Source organism: Mumia sp. zg.B53 (assembly GCF_019550935.1).
Classification (GTDB): Bacteria; Actinomycetota; Actinomycetes; order Propionibacteriales; family Nocardioidaceae; genus Mumia.
Genome location: NZ_JAHWCK010000005.1, coordinates 67,648 through 89,648, shown reverse-complemented (window position 1 = coordinate 89,648; position 22,001 = coordinate 67,648). Strand labels below are relative to the sequence as shown.

The following is a 22,001-nucleotide window of genomic DNA, read 5'->3' as shown; positions in this document are numbered from 1 at the left end:
GTCTGTGGACAGACGGCCGCCACGCCTAGCCCTTCGGTGGCTCGAAGTCCGAGGTCGCCAGCTCCTCGACGTTGACGTCCTTGAACGTGAGGACCTTGACGTTCTTCGCGAACCGGGCGGGGCGATAGATGTCCCACACCCACGCGTCGGTCATCGTCACCTCGAAGTAGGCGTCACCCGTCTCCGAACGCACCTTCACGTCCACGGCGTTGCACAGGTAGAAGCGGCGGTCCGTCTCGACCACGTAGGTGAAGATGCCGACGACGTCGCGGTACTCGCGGTAGAGCGCGAGCTCCATCTCCGCCTCGTACCGCTCGAGATCCTCCGCGCTCATCGTCCTCCCTCGGTCGGGACCGTCCCTGCGAAACTACCGCGTACGGCGTCCGCCGCGCGCGGTCCGTTCACACGTGGCGCTCTGCCGACCGCTCCTCGGGACCGATCAGGCCACCCTCGGGAGCGACCGACGACCACCAGAGGTCGTCCGTCTGCGACGCGACGGCATCGCTCTCCTCCGCAGCGGCTTCCTCGACCTCGAGGCCCCACTCGTCCGGCATGCCGGGCGGGAGCGCCTCACCCAGCGCTGCCGCCGGGCCGGCACCGTCCGCGATCAAGCCCGGCAACCGCCAGGAGACGCGGTGGTGCGGCGTCGGGCCCAACGAGGCGAGCGCCGCGATGTGCTCCGGGGCGGCGTACCCCTTGTTGTCCGCCCATCCGTACTCGGGATGCTCCTCGGCGAGGGCCACCATGATCGCGTCCCGAGCCGTCTTGGCGAGGACGCTCGCGGCGGCGACCGCCGCGCAGCGCATGTCGGCCTTGATCATCGTCACCACCGGAGGCACCTGCTCGACCACCTGCGGCGGCCCATAGAGGCTGGTCTGCTCGGGCGGCGTGAGGTAGTCGTGGTTACCGTCCAGCAGCACGGAGTCCGGTGCGACGTCGAGCTGGGCGAGGGCACGATGACCCGCCAGTCGGAGCGCAGCGATGATCCCGAACTCGTCGATCTCGTTCGGGGTCGCATGGCCGACGCCGTGCGACGGTGCCCACCGCTTGATCCGTGGCACGAGGCGGCGACGCGCCTCGGCAGTGAGGAGCTTGCTGTCGCGCACGCCCTGAGGAGCGGTCTTCGTCGACTCGGTCACGACGACCATCGCCACGGTCACCGGGCCGCACAGCGCGCCTCGGCCGACCTCGTCGCTGCACGCCAGAGAGGTCAACCCGCCGCGCAGCATACGTCGCTCGATCCGCAGCGACGGCGGTGCCGCCGAGCTCACGCGTCGCCCTGGGGCCATCGGCTCAGCCGGCGTCGGGGACGTTCTTGAACGGCTCGTTGTCCGAGCCGCCGGAGCCGGCACGACTCAACGGCCACACGATCCCCCACGACTTGCCCACCACGGCGTCGGTCTTGACGAACCCGCCACCGGGACCGCCCATGTGGGCACGCGAGTCCTGGGAGTTGTCGCGGTTGTCACCCATCAGCCACAGCCGCCCCTCGGGCACCTTCACCCTGAAGCGCTGGCTCGCGGTGGCCTTGGGGTTCTTGACGTAAGGCTCATCGATCGAGGTGCCGTTGACCTGGAGCCGTCCCTGGGCGTCGCAGCAGACGACCGTGTCGCCGCCCACGCCGATGACGCGCTTCACGAGCTGGCCGCCCGACGGATAGAGCCCGAAGATCGACAGCGCCTTCTGCACCGGCCCGAGGTCCTCCTCGACCTGGGGACCGAGCCAGTCACCGGGGTCGTCGAACACGACCACGTCACCACGCTCGGGCTCGCCCGTCCAATAGCTGACCTTCTGGACGAGGATGCGGTCGTCGATCTGGAGGGTGTCCTCCATCGACCCCGAGGGGATCCAGAACGCTTGGACGAGGAAGGTCTTGACGACCAGGGCCAGCACCAGCGCCACGACGACCAGCAAGATCGTCTCCTGCCACAGCGGGAGCGGCTTGCGCTTCTGCCGGGCAGGGCGTTCGGCGGCCTTCGCGGCCTGATCGTGGGATGTCACACCGACAGCGTAGCCGGGCGCCCTCGCGTGACGGAGGTGCCGGGGCGCCTCAGTCGAGCGAGGCGAAGGACTCAGGATCGTGGAGGACGGACCGGTCCTTCCAGGGCCAGACCACGAAGGCGACCTTGCCGACGACGTTGCCGTCAGGCACGAATCCCCCGCCCGCCTCGTCGACGTGGGCGCGCGAGTCTGCGGAGTTGCCGCGGTTGTCGCCCATCACCCAGAGGTGCTCCGCGGGCACGGTCACGCTGAAGGGCGTACGGCCGGTCGCCGTCACGTCCTTGACGTACGGCTCCTCGATCGCGACACCGTTGACCTCGATCCGTCCGGCCGTGTCGCAGCACTTGACGGTGTCGCCACCGACGCCGATCACGCGCTTGACGAGGTGGCCGCCCGACGGGAACAGGCCGGCCGAGGAGAGAAGCTTCTGGGCTGCGTTCGAGGATCCGTGGACCTCTCCCGCACTCAGCCAGCCGCCGGGATCCTCGAAGACGACGACCTCGCCGCGGCGGGCCTCACGCCCCCAGTACGACACCTTCTGGACGACGATCCGGTCCTGGACGCCGCCCGCGTTCCCGGTCAGCGTCGGCTCCATCGACTCCGACGGGACGTAGAACGTCTGGAGGAAGAGCGACTTCACGATCAACGACAGCAGGAGCGCGGCGAGGAGCAGCGCGACGATCTCCATCCAGAGTGGGATCCGTCGATCGCCCCATCGCGCCGCGCCGAGCCAGCGACGCGCCGGACCCCCCGCCGAGCGGAGTGCCCGGTGCGTCCCTCGTACTTCGTCGTCGGCACGGCCGACGACCGGCTCGTCACGCATGGTCCACAGTCCCCCCCGAGACTGCTCAGGCCTCGCGCTTCTCCTTGATCTTGGCCGCCTTGCCCCGCAGGTTGCGCAGGTAGTACAGCTTGGCGCGGCGCACGTCGCCGCGGCTCACGATCTCGATCCGGTCGATGATCGGGGTGTGGAGGGGGAAGGTGCGCTCGACGCCGACACCGAAGCTCACCTTGCGGACGGTGAACGTACGTCCGACGCCCGAGCCCTGCACGCGGATCGCCACTCCCTGGAACACCTGCACGCGGGAGCGGTTGCCCTCGATCACCTTGACGTGGACCTTGAGGGTGTCCCCGGCGCGGAATGCGGGGACATCGTCACGGAGCGACTCGCTCGCGACGGCATCGACTACGTTGGTCATCTCAACTCTTCCTCGTCGGTGCCACAGGTCACCCACGGAATGCGTGGTGTGAATGCTTCAGAACGGTGCTGCGACACGTCGCGTGCGACGGTCCTCGCGGCTCGAGACCCCTGTGGCAGCAGAGCCCAGCACCGACCTCCCAGTCTGCCACACCGCCGTCAGCGTCCGTTAATCGGCCGACGGCAGCGCCCAGGACCGCCGTCCTCTCGGCATCACCCCCGCCGACGCCGGCGAACTGCGGTCCTGGGCTCTGGTGCGAGCGTAGGTCTCCGAAGGGGACCGGCGGAATACGCAGTGGTACGTACGCACGGGCCTCTGGCGAGACAGGCCGGAGCCTGGTGTCACATCGGCGCCACGGTGGCGACGTTCAGTCCTCGACCACGGGGCGACGTTCTCACCGCCGTTCGCTAGGCTCGCCGCACAGGCCCAGTCGAGGAAGGACGGGGAGCGATGCCCGACGCCGCACAGTGGATCGGAGTCGCCGCGGACGTCCTGACCGGCGACGACCTCTGCGCTGCGCGGCAGCGGCTCACCGACCACCTCCTCCACGAGTTCGGCGCCAGTGCCGGAGCACGGGTCGAGCTCGACGCGCCGACCGGCACACTGACGCTCCACGGCTTCCCCGGAGACATCGCCTTCGACACCGAGCGCTGGCCGTACGGGCTGGTGACGCTGACGCGCACACACCCTCTCGTCCTGCACTACGTACGCACCGGCTCGCTCGAGCCGGAGGTTCTCCTGCAGCCAGGCGAGAGCACGCGGACCCTCCCCACCGTGCTCGTCAACCTGCTCGACTCGGTCGGCATCGGCCTGCACCAGCTCGTGCTGCCGCTCCGCAACGAGGTGGGAGTCGGCATCGAGGCATACGTCCTCGTCCGCGACGACCCCTTCCCGCGATGGTCACTCCCGCGTGCCCGCGCGCTGCACGCCCTCGTCCGCGGGCTCGACCAGCACCTTCGGCTCCGGGTCGCCGCGCCCGAGGTGGCCGAGCCCACCAGCGACGACGCCGGCCTCACCCCGCGCGAACGCACCATCTTGGCGATGCTGGCGGAGAGCCGCACCGCCGAGTCGATCGGACGAAGCCTGGGGATCTCGGTCCGGACGGTGCACAAGCACCTCGAGAACGTCTACCGCAAGCTCGGCGTGAGCGACCGGGTGGCCGCCGTGACAGCTGCCCAGCGGCGCGGACTGTTCCCCGGCGCCGGCACGGTCGCGGTGATCCGCGAGCGCACACCCCGCGGCGGCGAGGTCTCCAGCATCGGCTGAGGATCAGCCGTCGTCGCCGGCGAGCAGGTCGGGCCGCCGGAGCGTGGTGCGCGCCTCTGCCTGCGCGCGCCGCCACGCGGCGATGCGGGCGTGGTCGCCGGACAACAGGATCGACGGGACCTCGTGGTCGCGCCACACCGCGGGCTTGGTGTAGACGGGGTACTCGAGCAGACCGTCGGACCCGTGGGACTCCTCCGCCAGCGACTCCGGGTTGCCCATGAATCCCGGGAGCAGGCGGATGACGGCCTCGATGACCGCGAGTGCCGCGACCTCGCCGCCGTTGACGACGAAGTCGCCCAGCGAGATCTCCTCGACGGGCATCCGGTCGGCAGCCCAGTCGATCACCCGCTGGTCGATGCCCTCGTATCGTCCGCAGGCGAACGCGAGCCAGGGCTCGCGCGCGAGGCGTTCGGCGTCGGTCTGCTTGAACGGCCGTCCCGAGGGGGTCGGGACGAGAAGGCGGGGTGTGCTGGCGTGCCCCTCCTCCGCGGATCCGGCGGCCAGGAGTCCGTCGAGCGCCTCGCCCCACGGCTCGGGTCGCATCACCATCCCTGCGCCACCGCCGTACGGCGTGTCGTCGGTCGAGCGGTGCCGGTCGTGCGCGTGCTCACGAAGGTCGTGCACGTGAAGGTCGAGCAGGCCACGCTGCTGCGCCTTGCCCGGCAGCGACAGCGACAGCGGCGCGAGGTAGTCGGGGAAGATCGTGACGACGTCGATGCGCATCATTGCGGGCCGGCGTCCTCGGCCTGCTCAGGGTCGAGCAGACCCGCCACCTCGGTCACCTGGACGACCCCTGCCTCGAGGTCGACCTCGGGGACCAGGGCGGCGACGAACGGGACGAGCACCTCGGTGCCGTCGAGGCGCTCCACGGCGAGCATGTCCTGGCCGGGCAGGTGCAGCACCTGGTTGACCGTTCCGCGCTCGACCCCACCCGACAGGACGCGCAGGCCCTCGAGCTGGTGGTCGTAGAACTCCTCGGGGTCGTCCGGACGCTCCGTCTCGTCCACGTCGGCGATGATCTGCGCCCCCCGGAGCGCCTCAGCGGCCGTGCGGTCGGGCACGGCGTCGAACATCACCAGGAGCCTGCCCTGGTGCGGACGAGTGCTCCGGATGGACATGCTCTGGTCGGCACCACCGGACCGCGGACGCAGCACGACCGACGAGCCCGGGGCGAAACGCCTCTCGGGCTCGTCGGTCGTCAGGTCGATGCTGACCTCACCGCGGATGCCGTGCGCCCGGCCGATCCGGCCGACGACGATCTCCACCGGATCAGCGACGCCGGTCGACGTCGACGAAGTCGATGCGCGCACCGCCGCTGCCGGCGAGAGCGCCGGCGACGGTCCGGATCGCCGTGGCCGTGCGGCCCTGGCGCCCGATGACCTTGCCGAGGTCCTCGGGGTGGACTCGCACCTCGAAGAGCGTGCCGCGGCGAAGCTGCTTCGGGGTGACGTCGACCTCGTCCGGGTGGTCGACGATGCCGCCGACCAGGTGCTCGATCACTTCGCCCACCATCACGGTGATCAGGCCTCCGAGGACTCGGAGGTCTCGGTGGACTCGGCAGCCGCCGGCTCCTCGGCCTTCTTGGCAGACTCGTCGGCCTTGGCGGCCTTCTCGTCGCCCTTGGCGGCCTTCTCGTCGCCCTTGGCAGCCTTCTTGGCCGGCGCCTTCTTGGCCGCGGCCTTCTTGGTCACGGCCTCGGTGCCGGGCTCGCCGTGGACGGCCTTGAGCGCCTCGTTGAAGACCTCGGCCTTGTCACGCTTCGGCTCGGCGAGCTTGACCGTCGACTCGGCGGTCTCGCCCTTGGACCGCTGGAGGTCACCGGTGAGCTTGAGCAGCGCGGTCACGGCCTCGCTCGGCTGAGCGCCGACGCCGAGCCAGTACTGGGCACGGTCGGAGTCGATCGTGATGATCGAGGGATCGGCCTTGGGGTTGTAGGTGCCGATCTCCTCGATGACGCGTCCGTCGCGCTTGGTGCGCGCGTCGGCGACGACGACTCGGTAGAACGGCGTGCGGATCTTGCCCATCCGCTTAAGACGAATCTTGACGGCCACGGGTGTGGTGTCTCCTCAATGAACGTGGTGTGGTGATCCAGCCGCCACCGTGTGGGGAACGGGGCCGCCTGATCGTGGATCCGAACGCGTCCGAATGAGAGGGTCCAGACGCGAGACGGAATCGCCGTCCATTGTGCCAGACCGCGTCCCACGGCTCCAACTCGCGGCACCGTCGAGACGATCCGTGCTCGGTGCGCGTACGGCACACTGCTCCGTATGAGCACGCTCTTCACCAAGATCATCGCCGGAGAGATCCCGGGACGCTTCGTATGGGCCGACGACGAGGTGGTCGCCTTCCTCAGCATCGGGCCGATCCGCCAGGGCCACACCCTCGTGGTCCCGCGCGCGGAGGTCGACCACTGGATCGACGCCGAGGACGCGCTGCTCGCACGGCTGACCTCCGTGGCGAAGCGGATCGGCGCTGCCCAGCAGGCGGAGTGGGACAGTCCACGGGTCGGCACGATGATCGCCGGCTTCGAGATCCCCCACCTCCACGTCCACGTCTGGCCGGTGTGGGACCTCGACGACTTCAGCTTCGCCGCCGTGGACCCCGACCCGCCCGCCGCCTCCCTCGACGAGGCCGCGGAGCGGCTGCGCGCCCGCCTCGTCGCCCAGGGACAGGGCGCCCACGTGCCGGAGGACGTGTCGTCGGCCGGCTGACTCCGCCGCCGACGCCTCGAGGTCAGATCTCCGCGCCGGCGAACTGCGCCTGGTAGAGCCGCGCGTAGGCGCCGCCCGTGGCGACGAGCTCGTCGTGCGTGCCCTGCTCCACGATCCGGCCCTGCTCCATCACCACGATGCGGCTCGCGTCGCGGATGGTGGAGAGGCGGTGCGCGATCACGAAGCTGGTCCGCCCCGAGCGGAGCTGCTCCATCGCCTGCTGCACCAACGCCTCGGTCCGGGTGTCGACGGAGCTGGTCGCCTCGTCGAGCACCAAGATCGACGGGTCGGCGAGGAACGCGCGTGCGATCGTGAGCAGCTGCCGCTGGCCCGCGCTGAGGTTCCCCCCGTCGTCGTCGATCACGGTGTCGTAACCGTCGGGCAGCGTGCGCACGAAGTGGTCGACGTAAGCCGCCTGTGCCGCCGCGACGATCTGGTCCTCGGTCGCCCCCTCCGCGCCGTAGGCGATGTTGTCGCGGATCGTCCCGTGGAAGACCCACGCGTCCTGCAGCACGACTCCGAAGTTTGCACGGAGCACGTCGCGGTCCATCGCCCGGATGTCCATCCCGTCCAGCGTGATGCGACCACCGTCGACGTCGTAGAACCGCAGGGCGAGATTGGTCAGGGTCGTCTTGCCGGCACCGGTCGGGCCGACGATGGCGACGGTCTGACCCGGCTCGGCGACCAGGTCGAGGTGCTCGATCAAGGGAGACGCGGGGTCGTACGAGAACGACACGTCCTCGAAGGCGACCCGTCCGCTCACGGCCTGCGGCGCCAGCGCGTCCGGTGCGTCGGGGACCTCCTCGGTCTCGTCGAGGAGCTCGAACACCCGCTCCGCCGAGGCGACCCCGGACTGGAGCAGGTTGATCATCGACGCGACCTGCGTGAGCGGCTGGGTGAACTGGCGCGAGTACTGGATGAACGCCTGGACGTCGCCGACGGTGATCGCCCCCGTCCCGACCTTCACCGCACCCATCACGGCGATCGCGACGTAGTTGACGTTGGACACGAACATCATCACCGGCTGGATGAGGCCGGAGACGAACTGCGCGCGGAAGCCGGCGTCGTACACCCGCTCGTTGGCGGCGTCGAACTCCAGTCGCGCCTGCTCCTGGCGGCCGAAGACCTTGACGACCTCGTGGCCGGTGAAGTTCTCCTCCACGTGACCGTTGAGCCGCCCGGTGGCAGCCCACTGCGCGACGAACTGCGGCTGGGAGCGCTTCGCGACGCCGCCCGCGACGACGACGGCGATCGGGATCGTCACGACGGCCACCAGCGTCAGCACCGGTGAGATCGTCAGCATCATCACCAGCACTCCCACGACGGTGAGGAGCGAGACGAGCAGCTGGCTGATCGTCTGCTGGAGGGACTGGGCGATGTTGTCCAGGTCGTTGGTGACCCGCGAGAGGATCTCCCCTCGCGGACGCGAGTCGAAGTAGGACAGGGGCAGCCGGCCGATCTTGTCCTCGACCTCGCCACGCATACCGGCGACCGTCCGCTGCACGAGCCGGGTCGTCATCACGCCCTGGACGTACATGAAGATCGAGGACAGCACATAGATGCCCAGGAGGCCGACGAGGATCCATCCGAGCGCGTCGAAGTCGATGCCCTGGCCCGGCTGGAGGTCCATGGTCTGGACCATGTCGGCGACGCGGTCGTCACCCTTCGCCCTCAGGTCCTCGACGACCTGCTCTTTGGAGGCGCCCTCCGGGAGACCGCTGGCGATGTAGCCGTCGAACACGATGTCGGTGGCGAGCCCGAGGATGCGCGGCCCGATCACGCTGAGGGCCACCCCGATGACGGCGAGGACGGCGATCGCGCCCGAGCTCACACGGTCGCGGACGAGTGTCGCGAGCAGACGACGGGCTGACGACCCGAAGGACTTGGCACGCTCCGGCGCTCGCGCGCCCAGCATGGGGCCGGGGCCACGGGCGCTCATGCCGCCTCCTGCGCTGTCAGCTGGGAGAGGACGATCTCGCGATAGGTCTCGCAGGTGTCCATCAGGTCGGCGTGCGTGCCCGTCCCCACGACCCGGCCCTGGTCGAGGACGACGATGCGGTCGGCGTCGCGGATCGTGCTGACTCGCTGCGCGACCACGATCACGGCCGCGTCGGCGGTGACCGTCCGCAAGGCGCGCCTCAGCGCGGCGTCGGTGGCGAAGTCGAGCGCGGAGAAGGAGTCGTCGAAGAGATAGACGAGCGGGCGGCTCACCACGGCTCGCGCGATCGCGAGGCGCTGCCGCTGGCCGCCGGACACGTTGGTCCCACCCTGCGCGATGGGCGCGTTCAGCCCCTCGGGCATCGCGCGGACGAAGTCGTCGGCCTGCGCGATCTCCAACGCCTCCCACAGCTGCTCGTCGGTGGCCTCGGGGCTGCCCATGCGGAGGTTGGTCGCCACGGTGCCCGAGAAGAGGAACGCGCGCTGCGGCACCAGACCCATCGCCTCCCAGACCCGCGGGAGGACGCGGTCACGGACGTCGACTCCGTCGAGCAGCACCCGCCCGTCGGTCACGTCGAAGAGCCGCGGGATCAGGTTCAGCAGCGTCGACTTGCCGCTGCCGGTGGACCCGATGATCGCCGTCGTCTCCCCGGGGCGGGCGACCAGGTCGACGTCGCAGAGCACCGGCTCCTCCGCCTCGGGATAGCTGAAGCCGACCCCGGCGAGCTCGACCTGCCCGGTGACGACGGGCGACGCGTCGGCGTCGGGGGCGCTGACGACGGTGGGATCGGTGCTGAGGACCTCCTGGACGCGGTCGGCCGAGACCTCGGCTCTCGGCAGCATGACGAACATGAAGGTCGCCATCATGACGGCCATCAGGATCTGGACCAGGTAGGTGAGGTACGCGGTGAGCGTCCCGACCTCGAGCGTGCCGTCGGCCACGCGGTGCCCGCCGAACCACAGCACGGCCACGCTGGAGGCGTTCATCACCAGCATGACGGTGGGGAACATCAGGGCCATCCACTGACCGGCCCTGATCGCGACGTCGCGGTACTCGGCGTTGGCGACGGCGAAGCGCTCCCGCTCGTAGCCGCCCTTCACGAAGGCGCGGATGACCTGGATCCCCATGATCTGCTCGCGCAGGATCCGGTTGATGACGTCGATCTTGCCCTGCATCTGCTGGAAGTACGGACGCATCTTGACGATGATGATGCCGACGGCGACGACCAGGAGCGGGATCACGACCGCGATCAGCCAGGAGAGCCCGAGGTCTTGACGCAGGGCCATCACGATGCCGCCGACGCACATGATGGGCGCGGCGACCAGCATCACGAACACCATGAAGGTGACCATCTGGATCTGCTGCACGTCGTTGGTGCTGCGCGTGATCAGGGTCGGAGCTCCGAACCGGGAGACCTCCTGCGCCGCGAACGACTCGACCTTGCGGAAGACCGACTCACGCAGGTCGCGACCGAAGGCCATCGCCGTACGGGCGCCGAAGTAGACGGCGACGATCGAGCACACCACCTGGACGCAGGTGACGAGCAGCATGATGCCGCCGAGGCGGAGGATGTAGCCGGTGTCGCCGTTGACGATGCCCTTGTCGATGATGTCGGCGTTGAGGCCCGGCAGATAGAGGTTGGCCAGCGTGGAGACCAGCTGGAAGAGGAGCACGAGCGCGATCGCGCCGCGGTACGGACGCAGGTACGTCCGTGCGAGGGTCCAGAGCACGGCTTGACGGTACCGCCGACGTGGTTGCGACCCACACCGAAATACGCGGGTTTCGCTCCCGGCGTACTGCGGCTCAGACCACCACGTTGAGGAGCAGGACGACGACGAGGCCGGAGACGGACAGAACCGTCTCCATCAACGACCACGACTTGATCGTCTGTCCGACCGACATGCCGAAGTACTCCTTGATCAGCCAGAAGCCGGCGTCGTTGACGTGGGAGAAGAACACCGAGCCTGCCCCGATCGCCAGCACCAGCAGCGACACGTCCCCCTGCGCCATGCCCTCGGTCAGCGGGACCATGATCCCTGCGGCGGTGATCGTCGCGACGGTCGCGGATCCCGTCGCGAGGCGGATCAGGACCGCGACCAGCCACGCCACCAGCAGCACGGAGATGCCGGAGTCGGTGACGAAGTCGGCGATGACCTCCGCGATCCCGGTGTCGATCAGCACCTGCTTGAAGCCGCCGCCCGCACCGACGATCAGGATGATCCCGGCGATCGGGGGCAGTGACGCCCCGATGCTCGCGCTGATGCCATCACGGTCCATGCCCGAGCCGACGCCGAGCGTGAAGATCGCCACCAGCACGGCGACGAGCAGCGCGACGAGCGGCTCGCCGACGAAGTCCATGAAGGCGTACGGCAGCCCGTCCTCGTCGAGGAGCAGGTCGGCGACCGCCTTGGCCATCATCAGCACCACCGGGAGGAGCACCGTGGCGAGCGTGACCGCGAACGACGGCCGGCGGGCGCCCTCGGTGTCGCGGGACGCCTCGAACTGGGCGCCCTCGGCGTGCACCTCGCCCACCCAGCGCTCGGCGAGCCTGGTGAACAGCGGGCCGGCGACCACGATCGTCGGGATCGCGACGAGGATCCCGAGGCCGAGCGTGAGGCCGACCTCCGCGCTCAGCACGTCGATCGCGGCGAGCGGACCGGGGTGCGGTGGCACGAAGCCGTGCATCGCCGAGAGACCGGCGAGGGTCGGGAGGCCGACGGTGATCAGGGAGAGGCCGGTGCGCCTGGCGACGAGGTAGATCACCGGCATCAGCAGGACGAGGCCGATCTCGAAGAACATCGGCAGGCCGATGATGGCGCCGATCGTGGCCATCGCCCACGGCAGCATCCGCGGGCTCGCACGGCCGACGATCGTGTCGACGATCTGGTCGGCACCACCGGAGTCCGCGAGGAGCTTGCCGAACATCGCGCCCAGGGCGATCAGCACGCCGACACCGGCGACGGTCGAGCCGACACCCGCGGTGAAGCTCTCCAGCGTGTCGGCCAACGGCATGGTCGCGACGGCACCGACCGTCAGCGATCCGAGCGTGAGCGCGAGGAACGGGTGCACCTTCAGCCACACGATCAGGACGACGATCAGCCCGATACCGATCAGCGCCGCGGTGACGAGCTGGGCGGTGCCGGCGGCGGGGGTCACCGCCTCCTGGGCACCGACGAGACCGAAGAGTCCCCCGGGGCCGGTCACAGCCGTCGCTCCTGCGCCTGCACCGCCTCGACGCGGCCGAGGAACGTGTCGACGATCTCGGCCGGCGGCGGCGCGATGTCGAGCACCTCCCCGTTCTCGTCGGGCTGCAGCGGCTCGAGCGTGTCCTCCTGCGACTGCAGCAAGGAGACCGGCATGAAGTGGTCACGGCGCTCCATCCGCTCCCGGATCAGCGCATGGTCACCGGCGAGGTGGAGGAAGGTCGCACGCGGCGCCGAGTCGACGATGACGTCGCGGTAGGCCCGTCGCAGCGCCGAGCAGCTCACCACCGCCCCGCGGCTGTCGTGCTCGTGGAGCCACACCCCGATCGCCTGCAGCCACGGCCACCGGTCCTCGTCGGTGAGCGGTGTCCCGGCGGACATCTTGGCGACGTTCGACTCCGAGTGGAACGCGTCGCCGTCCTCGTACGGGACGTCCAGACGCTCAGCGAGCTTGTGTCCGATCTCCGACTTCCCGACGCCGGAGATTCCCATCACCACCACGAGAGGGGGCGGGGTCAGCTGGCTCATGGTGCACCTCCTGCCCGCGAGCGTGGCACGGCTCGCGGCGCTCTGCCGATCGAGGGGATCGCGCGGTCTCACCGATCCCTCTATCCAGCGCTCCGGCCGGCAGATATCGTATATTCTGAAATCCACTTCACCCAGGAGGCACCCGTGCGACCCCACGTCGAGCTGATCCAAGAGGACGACTACGTCTGGCACGCCGCCGAGCTGCCCGGCGGCGAGGGTCGGGCGAGCGAACGCCGTCTCTCCGTCGACGAGGAGGACGGCTCCTGCTCGCTGCGCGTCGACTTCCACACCGACTGGGGACGCGGTCCGGGGATCCACCACGCGAACACCGAGTACTACGTGCTCGAGGGCCAGATGACCTACGGCGACCAGGTGATCGGCAAGGGCGGGTACGTCTACGCGCCGCGCGGCGTCCCGGTCGAGTCCATCCGCTTCGCCGAGGGCACGAGGATGCTGCACTACCGGGAGTACGGCGACGCCGGCTTCGACCCGGTCGACTCCCCCGCCGCCCCTCGCTGGGACGACGCCCGCGAGGACGTCATCGTGGTCGACTCCGAGGCGATGACGTGGGACGCCGTCCCCAACCCCGGGCCGATGCCGGGCCTCTTCATCAAGTACCTCCATGTCGACCCGGTCACCGGCTTCTACACCCGGCTGGTGCACGCGCAGGAGGGCTGGGCGGACCACCGTCTCGCCCACCACCCCTGCTACGAGGAGGCGTACACGACCCAGGGCCACATGGAGTACAACTTCGGCACCCTCGACCTCGGGACCTACTTCTTCCGCCCCGCGCGCGTCAAGCACGGCCACTTCACCACCATGGAGGGCGGCGCCACCTGGCTGCTGCGCTCCGACGGCGAGCTCGCCAACTGGTACACGCAGAACGAGTGGGTGCGCTGGGGCGGCGAAGGAGTCAACTACGGTCCCGAGGGCCTCGACGAGAAGCCGCACCCCGCCGCCCGCTGGGCGCACTCGACGCACGACATGGCGGAGCCGTGGCGTACCGACGAGGACATGCGTCAGCTGACCGCGTCGTGGCAGTTCCAGAAGGACCAGGGTCAGTACGACGCTCCCGTCGCGCACCACGGCTCGGGCGCGGACAAGTCCGCCATCGCGATCGCGAAGGCGCTGGACGCCTACAACCTGCAGGGCGGCCACGGCGGGCACGACCACACGCACTCGCACGACCACGACCACGACCACGACGACGCGCACTCGCACGAGCACGACCACGACTCCGCCGAGGCCCCCCGCGAGGTCATCAACCTCGACTGGGGCTGGGCAGGCAGGGCGACCGAGCACGCCGACGAGCGCACGGACGCGCAGGCGCACAACTGGGGCGCGGGCCGCGTCTGGAAGCCGGGCGACCCGATCCCCGCGCCCATCCTGTCGAGCATGCCGGTCCGCAGCCGGTCGCGCGGTCGCTGGGACGGAGACGGGATGTGACCGATCCGCTGGCCGCCGTCGAAGCGGTGCACGGGTTCAACGGCTACAGCGCGGCGATCCTCCTCCACATCGTGCTGTTCGCCTACTGGCTGGGTGGAGACCTCGGCGTCTTCTACTCCAGCCGCTACATCCTGCGCGAGGACCTCGCCCCGCAGTCACGTGCCACAGCGCTCAAGATCATGCACGGGGTGGACCTGGCACCGCGGATCTGTCTCGTGCTGTTCCTGCCCAGCGGTGTGACCTTGATGGCGTGGGGGCCGCTCGGTGACGAGTTCTTCGTCAACGGGGTCCTTCTCGCACTCTTGTGGGTCGCGTCGCTCGTCTGGCTGGCGATCGCGGTGTACGACTACTTCCGTGACACCGCGACCCGCTTCGGCCAGGTGATCCAGAAGCTGGACCTGGTCGTCCGGTACGGCCTGGGCGCGACCTTGCTCGCGATCGGCGGCTACACGATCGTCGCCAGCGAGCCGTTCGGGGTCGACACCAACCCCAAGTGGCTGGGTGCGAAGCTCGCCGCCTACGCGCTCTGCATCCTGGCGGGTGTCCTCATCCGCTGGAAGCTGCGGTCGTTCGGGCCTGCCTTCGGCCGTCTCATGGCGACCGGGTCGACCCCCGAGGTCGAGCGTGACCTTCGTGCGTCGCTGCGCGGGTGCGAGCCGTACGTCTTCGCGATCTGGGGATTCGTGCTCCTCGCCGCCGTGCTCGGCGTGATCAAGCCTGGCTCGACCGCGTACTGAGAGCGCACCCGAGCCCGCGTGCCAGGAGGAGAAGACATGGTCGTCGAGCATGTCTCCCCTGCGCGCGCGGGCCGGGTCGCGGCGGGAGCGACAGGCCCTCCGTCAGCGCGCGAGCGCGATGACGGCTCGCGCGCGGCGGACGACCGCCTCGTCCACCATCCGGCCGTCCGGTCCGATCACGACGCCACGCCCCTGCGCCACCGCCTCGTCGAAGACGGCGACCAGCGTCCTGGCCCGGTCGAGCGTCGCCGCGGTGGGAGTGAAGACCTCGTTGGCGACGGCGACCTGCGCCGGATGGATGCAGGCGCGGCCGACGTACCCGCGGCGGGCGAGCGCACGCGTCGTCGCGGCGAAGCGGTCCAGGTCGCGGAAGTCGGTCGATACCGGGGCCACCGGGGCATTGATGCCGGCGGCCGCGCTGACCACGACGACCTGGCTGCGGATCGGCGCCCAGTCGGCCTCGTCAGCGTCCTCGCCCAACCCGAGATCAGCACCCAGGTCGGCCTCGCCGACCTGGAGGCGGACGACGCGGGGGGACGCCGCGATCGCCCGAGCGTCGAGGAGGGCGGCTGCCGACTCGAGCAGCGGGACCACTCCGACGGAGCCCGGCTCGAGTCCCGCCGCGCTCTCCGCCCGGGTCAGCGCTCCGTCGACCATCTCGAGCTCGGCGCAGGTCTCGGTCTTCGCGACCATGACGCCGGTGAGTCCCGGGGCGACTACGGCCTCGACGTCCTCGATCCCGAGGGGCCCCGGGTTGATCCGGACCCACACCTCGACGCCCGAGGAGTCGCCGCGCAACGACGTGAGCCACTCGGCGACGGTGGCGCGGGCGGAGTCCTTCGCCCCCCACGGCACCGCGTCCTCGAGATCGACGATCACGGCGTCGGCCCCCCGGTCCAGCACCTTCGCGAGCTTGTCGGGTGCGTTGCCGGGGACGTACAGGTACGAGCGAGCGATCACAGGAGACTCCGCCTAGTGGAACGATGTTTCACAGCACGCTATCGCACGGCTACCGGCACGTTGACCCATGACGGGCACGCGCTTACGATTCTGGAATGGCGTTTCGCACAATGGAACAAGTAGACCCCCACGGCTCGATGAGCGATGGACCGCTGACCGGCGTCCGCGTCCTCGACGCGTCGACGATCCTCGCGGGGCCCCTGTGCTGCCAGATACTCGGCGACTTCGGCGCCGAGGTGGTCAAGATCGAGCACCCCACCGCCGGCGACAGCATGCGCGGCCACGGCGAGAGCAAGGACGGCACACCACTGTGGTGGAAGGAGATCGCCCGCAACAAGCAGACGGTGGGCCTCAGCCTGTCGGCTCCCGAGGGCGCTGAGCTCTTCGCGCGGCTGGCCGCGACCGCCGACGTGGTCGTCGAGAACTTCCGGCCCGGCACCCTCGAACGCTGGGGCCTCTCCCCCGAGCGCCTGCTCGAGGCGAACCCCGGGCTGGTCGTCGCCCGGATCACCGGGTTCGGCCAGCGCGGCCCGTACGCCGCTCGCGCCGGGTTCGGCACGCTCGCGGAGGCGATGAGCGGGTTCGCCCACCTCACGGGCCAGCCCGACGGACCGCCCACCCTTCCCGCGTTCGGCCTCGCCGACTCCATCTGCGGGATCGCGGCCTCGTCGGCCGTGGTGATGGCACTGCTCGCCCGGGAACGCAACGGCGGCCACGGGCAGGTCGTCGACCTGAGCCTCCTCGAGCCGATCATGACCGCCGTCGGCCCAGGCCCCACCGTCTTCCAGCAGCTCGGCAAGGTCGGGACTCGCAACGGCAACCGCTCGCACAACAACGCGCCACGCAACACCTACCGCACCGCCGACGGCCACTGGGTCGCCATCTCCACCAGTGCCCAGGCCATCGCCGAGCGGGTGATGCGTCTGGTCGGTCACCCCGAGGTGATCGACGAGCCGTGGTTCGCAGCGGGCCACAGCCGCGCCCTCCACGCCGACCTGCTCGACGGCTACGTCGGGGACTGGATCCTCGCCCGCACGCGTGACGACGTCGTCAGCGCGTTCACCGACGCCGGCGCCGCCGTCGCCCCGGTCTACTCCGCGCGCGACCTCGCGCACGACCCCCACGTCCGCGAGACGGAGATGCTGCTCGAGGTCGAGGACGAGGACCTCGGACCGGTCCTCCAGCACAACGTGATGTGGCGGATGTCGGAGACCCCCGGTCGCATCCGCTTCACCGGTCGCGACCACGGCGCCGACACCGACACGCTGCTGAGCGACCTGGGTGTCGACGCCGACACCCTCGCCGACCTCCGTACCCGCAACATCATCTGCTGATCGTGAACGACGCCGAGCCGAAAGAAGAAGGCATGACCACCCTCTCGACCACCTCGTCCCCCCCGCGGAGCCTCCTGGACGCCGTACGCGCCGGGGTCCGGGTGGTGGACCTCGGCCGACGCCTCACCGTCGGCATGCCGCAGTCGCCCAACCACCCGCCGTACTGGCACGCCCTCCCCCGCCGCCACGGCGACATGGTGCGCGTCGACGGCGGCTCCGCGGCCAACGACATGATCTCCATGGGGACGCACGTCGGCACCCACGTCGACGCCCTCGCCCACGTGTCCCAGGACGGAAGGTTGTACGGCGGGCTCGACGTGGCGGACGCGCTCGAGGGAGGGCGCTACGCGCAGCTCGGCGCGCACACGATCGAGCCGATGGTCCGGCCGGGCGTCCTGCTGGACGTGCCCGCCGCCCTCGGCGTCGGGCGTCTCGACGCCGGGTACGAGATCACCGTGGCCGACCTCGAGCTGACCCTCGAGCGTCAGGGCAGCACCATCGCGCCGGGTGACGTCGTCCTGGTCCGCAGCGGCTGGGGGCAGCACTTCGACAGCGGCGCGGACCAGCTCTTCATGGGCCAGTCGTCGGGTGTGCCCGGAGTGGGTGCCGCAGGCGCGCAGTGGCTGGTCGACCGCGGGGTCCACGCCACCGGCGCCGACACGATCGCGTACGAGTGCCTTCCGCCCGGCGCCGGTCACGCCACCCTGCCCGCCCACCGTGTGCTGCTGGTCGAGAACGGCGTCTACATCATCGAGACGATGGCGCTCGAGGAGCTTGCGGCCGAGGGCCTGCACGAGTTCGTGTTCGTCCTCTCCCCGCTGCCGCTCTTCGGCGCCACGGGGTCGCCCGTGCGTCCACTGGCGGTGGTCGCGGGTGAGTGATCCAACCCTCGGCGGCCACCTCGCCGCGTTCGCCGCCGACGTCGCGCGCGACGGCCTCCCCGACGAGGTCGCCGCGAGCACGCGCCAGCGCGTGCTCGACGTCCTCGGCCTCTGCGTCGCCGCCCACCGCCTGGACACCAGCGCCGCGATCATCGGGCACGTCCTCGACCAGGGCGGGCACGAGCAGTCCACCGTCGTGGGCTCGCCCCAGCGTGTGACGGCAGCCCAGGCCGCGCTCGCCAACGGCGTGCTCGCGCACTCCCTCGACTACGACGACACGCACCTCCCGTCGGTGCTCCACCCGAGCGCCAGCGTGGTCCCCGCCGCACTCGCGGCCGCCGAGCACACCGGTGCCGACGGCGCGCTGACCGTGCGCGCGATCGCGGTCGGGCTCGAGGTCGCCGTCCGGCTCGGCATGGCCGGGTACGACCAGGAGCTCGGCAACTCCGTCTTCTTCGAGCACGGGCAGCACGCGACCTCGATCACCGGGGCGATGGGCAGCGCGGTCGCCGCGTCGCTCCTCTACGGTGCCGACGAGAAGGGTGTCCTCGACGCTCTCGGCCTGACCGCCTCCATGGCGTCGGGGATCATCGAGGCCAACCGCACCGGCGGCACCGTCAAGCGCCTCCACTGCGGTCTCGCCGCTCAGGCCGGCGTCACCGCCGCCCAGCTCGTCCGCCGCGGGTTCACCGGACCGCCTACCGTCCTGGAGGGCCGGTTCGGGTTCTTCGAGGCGTGGCTGCACGGCCGCTTCTTCCCCGAGGCGGTCACCGAGGGCCTCGGCAAGACGTGGGCGGTGCCGGACATCTTCTTCAAGCCGTACCCGGCGAACCACTTCACGCACACCTCCGTCGACGCCGGCCTCGCCCTGCGCGCGCGGGGTGTCCGGCCGGAGGACGTCGCGTCGATCGTCATCGGCGCCCCGACGGCGGTGATCCGCACGATCGGAGCGCCGCTGGAGACCAAGCGCGCACCGGAGACCGGCTACCAGGCGCAGTTCAGCGGTCCGTACGCGGTCGTCGCCGGCCTGCTGGGCGGCGGCGGTCTCGGCACCGGGCTCGACGACTACACCGACGCTCTCGCTCAGGACCCGGTCCGGCGCGCGCTGATGGCGAAGGTCGAGGTCGTCCCGGACGAGCGCTGCGACGCGATCTATCCGCACCAGTTCCCCGCCGTCGTCACCCTGCGCACGACGTCGGGCGACGTCCTCGTCGAAGAGGTCCTCACCAACCGGGGCGGCCCGCAGCGCCCGCTGTCCGACGACGAGCTCGCCCGGAAGTTCCGCGACAACGTCGCCGGACGGGTGACCGAGGAGGACGCCGACGCCGTACGGGCCGACGTCCTCGACCTCGACTCGCTCGCCGGCGTCGACGGCGTCCTGCGCCGCCTCGTGACCTTCACCAGCCCCACCCCGACCACCGCCCGCACCGAGGAGGAGTCCGCATGAGCGACCTCGACCTGATCATCACGAACGCCGACGTCGTCGTCGCCGGCTCCGAGCTGACCCAGCAGCTCGACATCGGCATCAAGGACGGAAAGATCGCCGTCCTCGCACCCGACCTGCAGGTGGAGCCCGGCGTCGACCTCGTCGACGCCGGCGGCCGGACCGTCTTCCCCGGCGTCGTCGACGCCCACCAGCACTGGGGCATCTACAACCCGCTGTCCGAGGACGCCGCGACCGAGAGCCGCGCCTGCGCGCAGGGCGGTGTCACCACCGCCCTCAACTACATGCGGACCGGTCAGTACTACCTCAACCGTGGGGGCTCGTACGCCGAGTTCTTCCCCGAGGTCCTGGCGCAGACCGAGAACCGCTCCGTCATCGACTACGCGTTCCACCTCGCCCCGATGTCGCGCGGCCACATCGACGAGATCCCGGCCCTGATCAAGGAGCACGGAGTCACGTCCTTCAAGATCTTCATGTTCTACGGGAGCCACGGGCTGCACGGCCGCTCCGACGACCAGCGCTCGTTCCTGATGACTCCGGAGGGCGAGCGCTACGACTACGCGCACTTCGAGTTCGTCATGCGCGGGGTGCAGGCGGCCCGCGAGCAGCACCCCGAGATCGCCGACCAGATCTCGCTGTCGCTGCACTGCGAGACCGCGGAGATCATGAGCGCGTACACCGCGCTGGTCGAGGAGGACGGCTCGCTCTCGGGTCTGCCCGCCTACAGCGCGTCACGCCCACCGCACTCCGAGGGCCTGGCGGTCACCATCGCCTCGTACCTGGCGCACGAGACCGGCCTGCCCACGATCAACCTCCTGCACCTGACGTCCCGCAAGGCGGTCGACGCCTCGGTACGGATGGCCGCGGCGTTCCCGCACGTCGACTTCCGCCGCGAGGTCACGGTCGGGCACCTGCTCGCCGACTGCGACACCGCGCACGGCGTCGGCGGCAAGGTCAACCCGCCGCTGCGCCCGCGCGAGGACGTCGAGGCCCTGTGGCAGCACGTGCTCGACGGCACCATCGACTGGGTCGTCAGCGACCACGCCTGCTGCCGCGACGAGAAGAAGTTCGGCGCGGACCGTGACGACGTGTTCCTCGCGAAGTCAGGCTTCGGCGGCGCGGAGTACCTGCTCGCCGGGATGATCACCGAGGGCCGCAAGCGCGGCCTCGGGCTGGACCGGGTGGCGCAGCTGACCGCGACCAACCCGGCGGAGCGCTACGGGCTCGGCGCCACCAAGGGCGCGATCGAGGTCGGCAAGGACGCCGACCTCGCGATCGTCGACATGGACCACGCATGGACCGTACGGGCGGCGGACTCGGAGTCCACGCAGGAGTACACGCCCTTCGAGGGCGCCGATCTCACCGCCAAGGTCACCGACACCTTCGTCCGCGGGCGGCGGGTGCTGACCGACGGTGTGGTCACCGCGACCGGTGGTGGCCGCTACCTGGCGCGGCCGAGCGCCTGACCGCCCTCGGTCAGGGGGTCCAGCCGAAGCGGTGCGACAGCGATGCCGTGGTCTCCAGCAGCGCGTCCCGGCACGCGTCCAGCTCACGCTCGAACCGCTCGGCCGGACCGCAGACGCTGACGACGGCGACCGGACGGCCGTCGTGGCCGCGGACGGGCGCCGCCACCGAGGCGGCGCCGTCCATCCGCTCGCCCTGCGAGCGCGCCCATCCCTGGCGACGGACCTCGGCGAGGTCCTCCCGCAGGGCGGCGGCGTCGACGATCGTGCTGTCGGTCAGCGCGACGAGCGGGACGGAGTCGAGGTAGTCGTCGATCTCCTCGTCGGGGAGGAAGGCGAGGAAGGACCGCGAGGAGGCCCCCGCATGCAGCGGGTACGGCTCGCCGATGGTCACCGACATGATGACCTCGCGGTCGGGGGTGACCTGGTCGACGTAGATCCGGCTCCGCTCGCCCAGCAGCACCGACAGCGTCGCCGTCTCGTCGGTCCGTGCCGACAGGTCCTCGAGGAACGGCCGACCGACACGGCGGACGTCGATGCGGTCCAGGTAGGTGAGACCGAGACGCATCGCGGCGACCCCGAGCGAGTAGCGCCGGGTCCTCTCGTCGAGGCTGACCAGGTCACGGCTGCGCAGCGACGCGAGCACGCGGTGGACCGCCGCCTTCGAGAGGTCGAGCGCGTCGGCGATCTCGGTCACGCCCAGATCGGGCCCGACACTCTCGGTGAAGAGAAGCAGCACGTCCGCGGCGCGTTCCACCGTCGCGATCGTCGCGCTGGTGCTCTCCGGACCACGCGGGTCGAGCTGCTTCGTCCTCGGGGACATCGAGGGACTCCTTCGTCGTCGTTCAGGCCGGTCGGCCAGCACGGGGCGGATCAGTTCTCTCACGAA

Annotated in this window: 23 protein-coding genes; 8 read left to right on the top strand and 15 right to left on the bottom strand. The window is 70.4% G+C overall.

Features of this window, described 5'->3' with window-relative positions; translation table 11 throughout:
* Window positions 1–25 precede the first annotated feature (25 nt).
* From KV102_RS16435 to rplS, 5 genes are all read right to left on the bottom strand, one after another.
* Entirely contained in the window at window positions 26–334 is a 309-nt protein-coding gene (locus KV102_RS16435; RefSeq protein WP_220341290.1) for a DUF2469 domain-containing protein, read from the bottom strand.
* Between the two features lie 67 nt (window positions 335–401).
* Window positions 402–1,271 carry a ribonuclease HII gene (locus tag KV102_RS16430; RefSeq protein WP_308290354.1) on the bottom strand — a complete coding sequence of 290 codons (870 nt, stop codon included), beginning with the start codon at window positions 1,269–1,271 and terminating at the stop codon, window positions 402–404.
* Between the two features lie 22 nt (window positions 1,272–1,293).
* Complete coding sequence (gene lepB / locus KV102_RS16425; RefSeq protein WP_220346927.1) at window positions 1,294–2,001, bottom strand: signal peptidase I; 708 nt, start codon at window positions 1,999–2,001, stop codon at window positions 1,294–1,296.
* 49 nt (window positions 2,002–2,050) lie between these two features.
* The gene (gene lepB, locus KV102_RS16420; protein WP_255559259.1) at window positions 2,051–2,824 is read right to left on the bottom strand and encodes a signal peptidase I; all 774 of its coding nucleotides are present in this window, start codon (window positions 2,822–2,824) and stop codon (window positions 2,051–2,053) included.
* A 25-nt stretch (window positions 2,825–2,849) separates the two neighbouring features.
* Entirely contained in the window at window positions 2,850–3,200 is a 351-nt protein-coding gene (rplS, locus tag KV102_RS16415) for a 50S ribosomal protein L19 (RefSeq protein WP_220341288.1), read from the bottom strand.
* 450 nt (window positions 3,201–3,650) lie between these two features.
* Between rplS and KV102_RS16410 the strand changes: the two genes are divergently transcribed.
* Window positions 3,651–4,466 carry a LuxR C-terminal-related transcriptional regulator gene (locus KV102_RS16410; RefSeq protein WP_220341287.1) on the top strand — a complete coding sequence of 272 codons (816 nt, stop codon included), beginning with the start codon at window positions 3,651–3,653 and terminating at the stop codon, window positions 4,464–4,466.
* Between the two features lie 3 nt (window positions 4,467–4,469).
* On the opposite strand, the gene trmD is transcribed toward KV102_RS16410, so the two are convergent.
* From trmD to rpsP, 4 genes are read right to left on the bottom strand one after another with little or no spacing between them, the layout of a single operon-like run.
* Entirely contained in the window at window positions 4,470–5,192 is a 723-nt protein-coding gene (gene trmD, locus KV102_RS16405; RefSeq protein WP_255561177.1) for a tRNA (guanosine(37)-N1)-methyltransferase TrmD, read from the bottom strand.
* Window positions 5,189–5,731 carry a ribosome maturation factor RimM gene (gene rimM / locus KV102_RS16400; protein ID WP_220341286.1) on the bottom strand — a complete coding sequence of 181 codons (543 nt, stop codon included), beginning with the start codon at window positions 5,729–5,731 and terminating at the stop codon, window positions 5,189–5,191. The genes trmD and rimM overlap by 4 nt, the downstream gene beginning before the upstream one ends.
* A 4-nt stretch (window positions 5,732–5,735) precedes the next feature.
* Window positions 5,736–5,978, bottom strand: coding sequence for an RNA-binding protein (locus tag KV102_RS16395; protein WP_220342460.1), 243 nt, complete (start codon window positions 5,976–5,978; stop codon window positions 5,736–5,738).
* An 8-nt stretch (window positions 5,979–5,986) separates the two neighbouring features.
* Window positions 5,987–6,517 carry a 30S ribosomal protein S16 gene (gene rpsP / locus KV102_RS16390; protein ID WP_220341285.1) on the bottom strand — a complete coding sequence of 177 codons (531 nt, stop codon included), beginning with the start codon at window positions 6,515–6,517 and terminating at the stop codon, window positions 5,987–5,989.
* 216 nt (window positions 6,518–6,733) lie between these two features.
* Between rpsP and KV102_RS16385 the strand changes: the two genes are divergently transcribed.
* The gene (locus tag KV102_RS16385) at window positions 6,734–7,177 is read left to right on the top strand and encodes an HIT family protein (RefSeq protein WP_220346926.1); all 444 of its coding nucleotides are present in this window, start codon (window positions 6,734–6,736) and stop codon (window positions 7,175–7,177) included.
* 22 nt (window positions 7,178–7,199) lie between these two features.
* On the opposite strand, the gene KV102_RS16380 is transcribed toward KV102_RS16385, so the two are convergent.
* The 4 genes from KV102_RS16380 to KV102_RS16365 form a co-directional block, all read right to left on the bottom strand.
* Window positions 7,200–9,116 (bottom strand): ABC transporter ATP-binding protein, encoded by a 1,917-nt coding sequence (locus KV102_RS16380; RefSeq protein WP_220346925.1) that lies wholly within the window; start codon window positions 9,114–9,116, stop codon window positions 7,200–7,202.
* On the bottom strand, window positions 9,113–10,846 hold the full coding sequence (locus KV102_RS16375; RefSeq protein WP_220346924.1) for an ABC transporter ATP-binding protein: 1,734 nt from the start codon (window positions 10,844–10,846) through the stop codon (window positions 9,113–9,115). Before KV102_RS16375 ends, KV102_RS16380 begins: the two co-directional genes overlap by 4 nt.
* 73 nt (window positions 10,847–10,919) lie before the next feature.
* Entirely contained in the window at window positions 10,920–12,320 is a 1,401-nt protein-coding gene (locus tag KV102_RS16370) for a gluconate:H+ symporter (protein WP_374106981.1), read from the bottom strand.
* A complete protein-coding gene (locus KV102_RS16365) occupies window positions 12,317–12,847 on the bottom strand; it encodes a gluconokinase (RefSeq protein ID WP_220341281.1) in 531 nt (176 codons plus the stop codon). Before KV102_RS16365 ends, KV102_RS16370 begins: the two co-directional genes overlap by 4 nt.
* A 144-nt stretch (window positions 12,848–12,991) precedes the next feature.
* Here KV102_RS16365 and KV102_RS16360 point away from each other — a divergent pair, with 144 nt between their 5' ends.
* Both KV102_RS16360 and KV102_RS16355 read left to right on the top strand, forming a co-directional pair.
* Window positions 12,992–14,293 carry a DUF4437 domain-containing protein gene (locus KV102_RS16360; protein WP_220346923.1) on the top strand — a complete coding sequence of 434 codons (1,302 nt, stop codon included), beginning with the start codon at window positions 12,992–12,994 and terminating at the stop codon, window positions 14,291–14,293.
* Window positions 14,290–15,030, top strand: a complete 741-nt coding sequence (locus KV102_RS16355) for a hypothetical protein (protein ID WP_220341279.1) — start codon at window positions 14,290–14,292, stop codon at window positions 15,028–15,030. The genes KV102_RS16360 and KV102_RS16355 overlap by 4 nt, the downstream gene beginning before the upstream one ends.
* A gap of 102 nt (window positions 15,031–15,132) precedes the next feature.
* On the opposite strand, the gene KV102_RS16350 is transcribed toward KV102_RS16355, so the two are convergent.
* Window positions 15,133–15,990, bottom strand: a complete 858-nt coding sequence (locus tag KV102_RS16350; protein WP_220346922.1) for a CoA ester lyase — start codon at window positions 15,988–15,990, stop codon at window positions 15,133–15,135.
* A gap of 95 nt (window positions 15,991–16,085) precedes the next feature.
* Here KV102_RS16350 and KV102_RS16345 point away from each other — a divergent pair, with 95 nt between their 5' ends.
* Genes KV102_RS16345 through KV102_RS16330 form a run of 4 tightly spaced genes read left to right on the top strand, consistent with a single transcriptional unit; the run spans window position 16,086 to window position 21,115 of the window.
* Window positions 16,086–17,324 carry a CaiB/BaiF CoA-transferase family protein gene (locus tag KV102_RS16345; protein ID WP_255561176.1) on the top strand — a complete coding sequence of 413 codons (1,239 nt, stop codon included), beginning with the start codon at window positions 16,086–16,088 and terminating at the stop codon, window positions 17,322–17,324.
* Between the two features lie 32 nt (window positions 17,325–17,356).
* Window positions 17,357–18,205, top strand: a complete 849-nt coding sequence (locus tag KV102_RS16340) for a cyclase family protein (RefSeq protein WP_220341277.1) — start codon at window positions 17,357–17,359, stop codon at window positions 18,203–18,205.
* Entirely contained in the window at window positions 18,198–19,652 is a 1,455-nt protein-coding gene (locus tag KV102_RS16335; RefSeq protein ID WP_220346921.1) for an MmgE/PrpD family protein, read from the top strand. Before KV102_RS16340 ends, KV102_RS16335 begins: the two co-directional genes overlap by 8 nt.
* Complete coding sequence (locus tag KV102_RS16330) at window positions 19,649–21,115, top strand: dihydroorotase family protein (protein WP_220341275.1); 1,467 nt, start codon at window positions 19,649–19,651, stop codon at window positions 21,113–21,115. The genes KV102_RS16335 and KV102_RS16330 overlap by 4 nt, the downstream gene beginning before the upstream one ends.
* Window positions 21,116–21,125: 10 nt before the next feature.
* On the opposite strand, the gene KV102_RS16325 is transcribed toward KV102_RS16330, so the two are convergent.
* On the bottom strand, window positions 21,126–21,935 hold the full coding sequence (locus KV102_RS16325; RefSeq protein WP_220341274.1) for an IclR family transcriptional regulator: 810 nt from the start codon (window positions 21,933–21,935) through the stop codon (window positions 21,126–21,128).
* Window positions 21,936–22,001 lie beyond the last annotated feature (66 nt).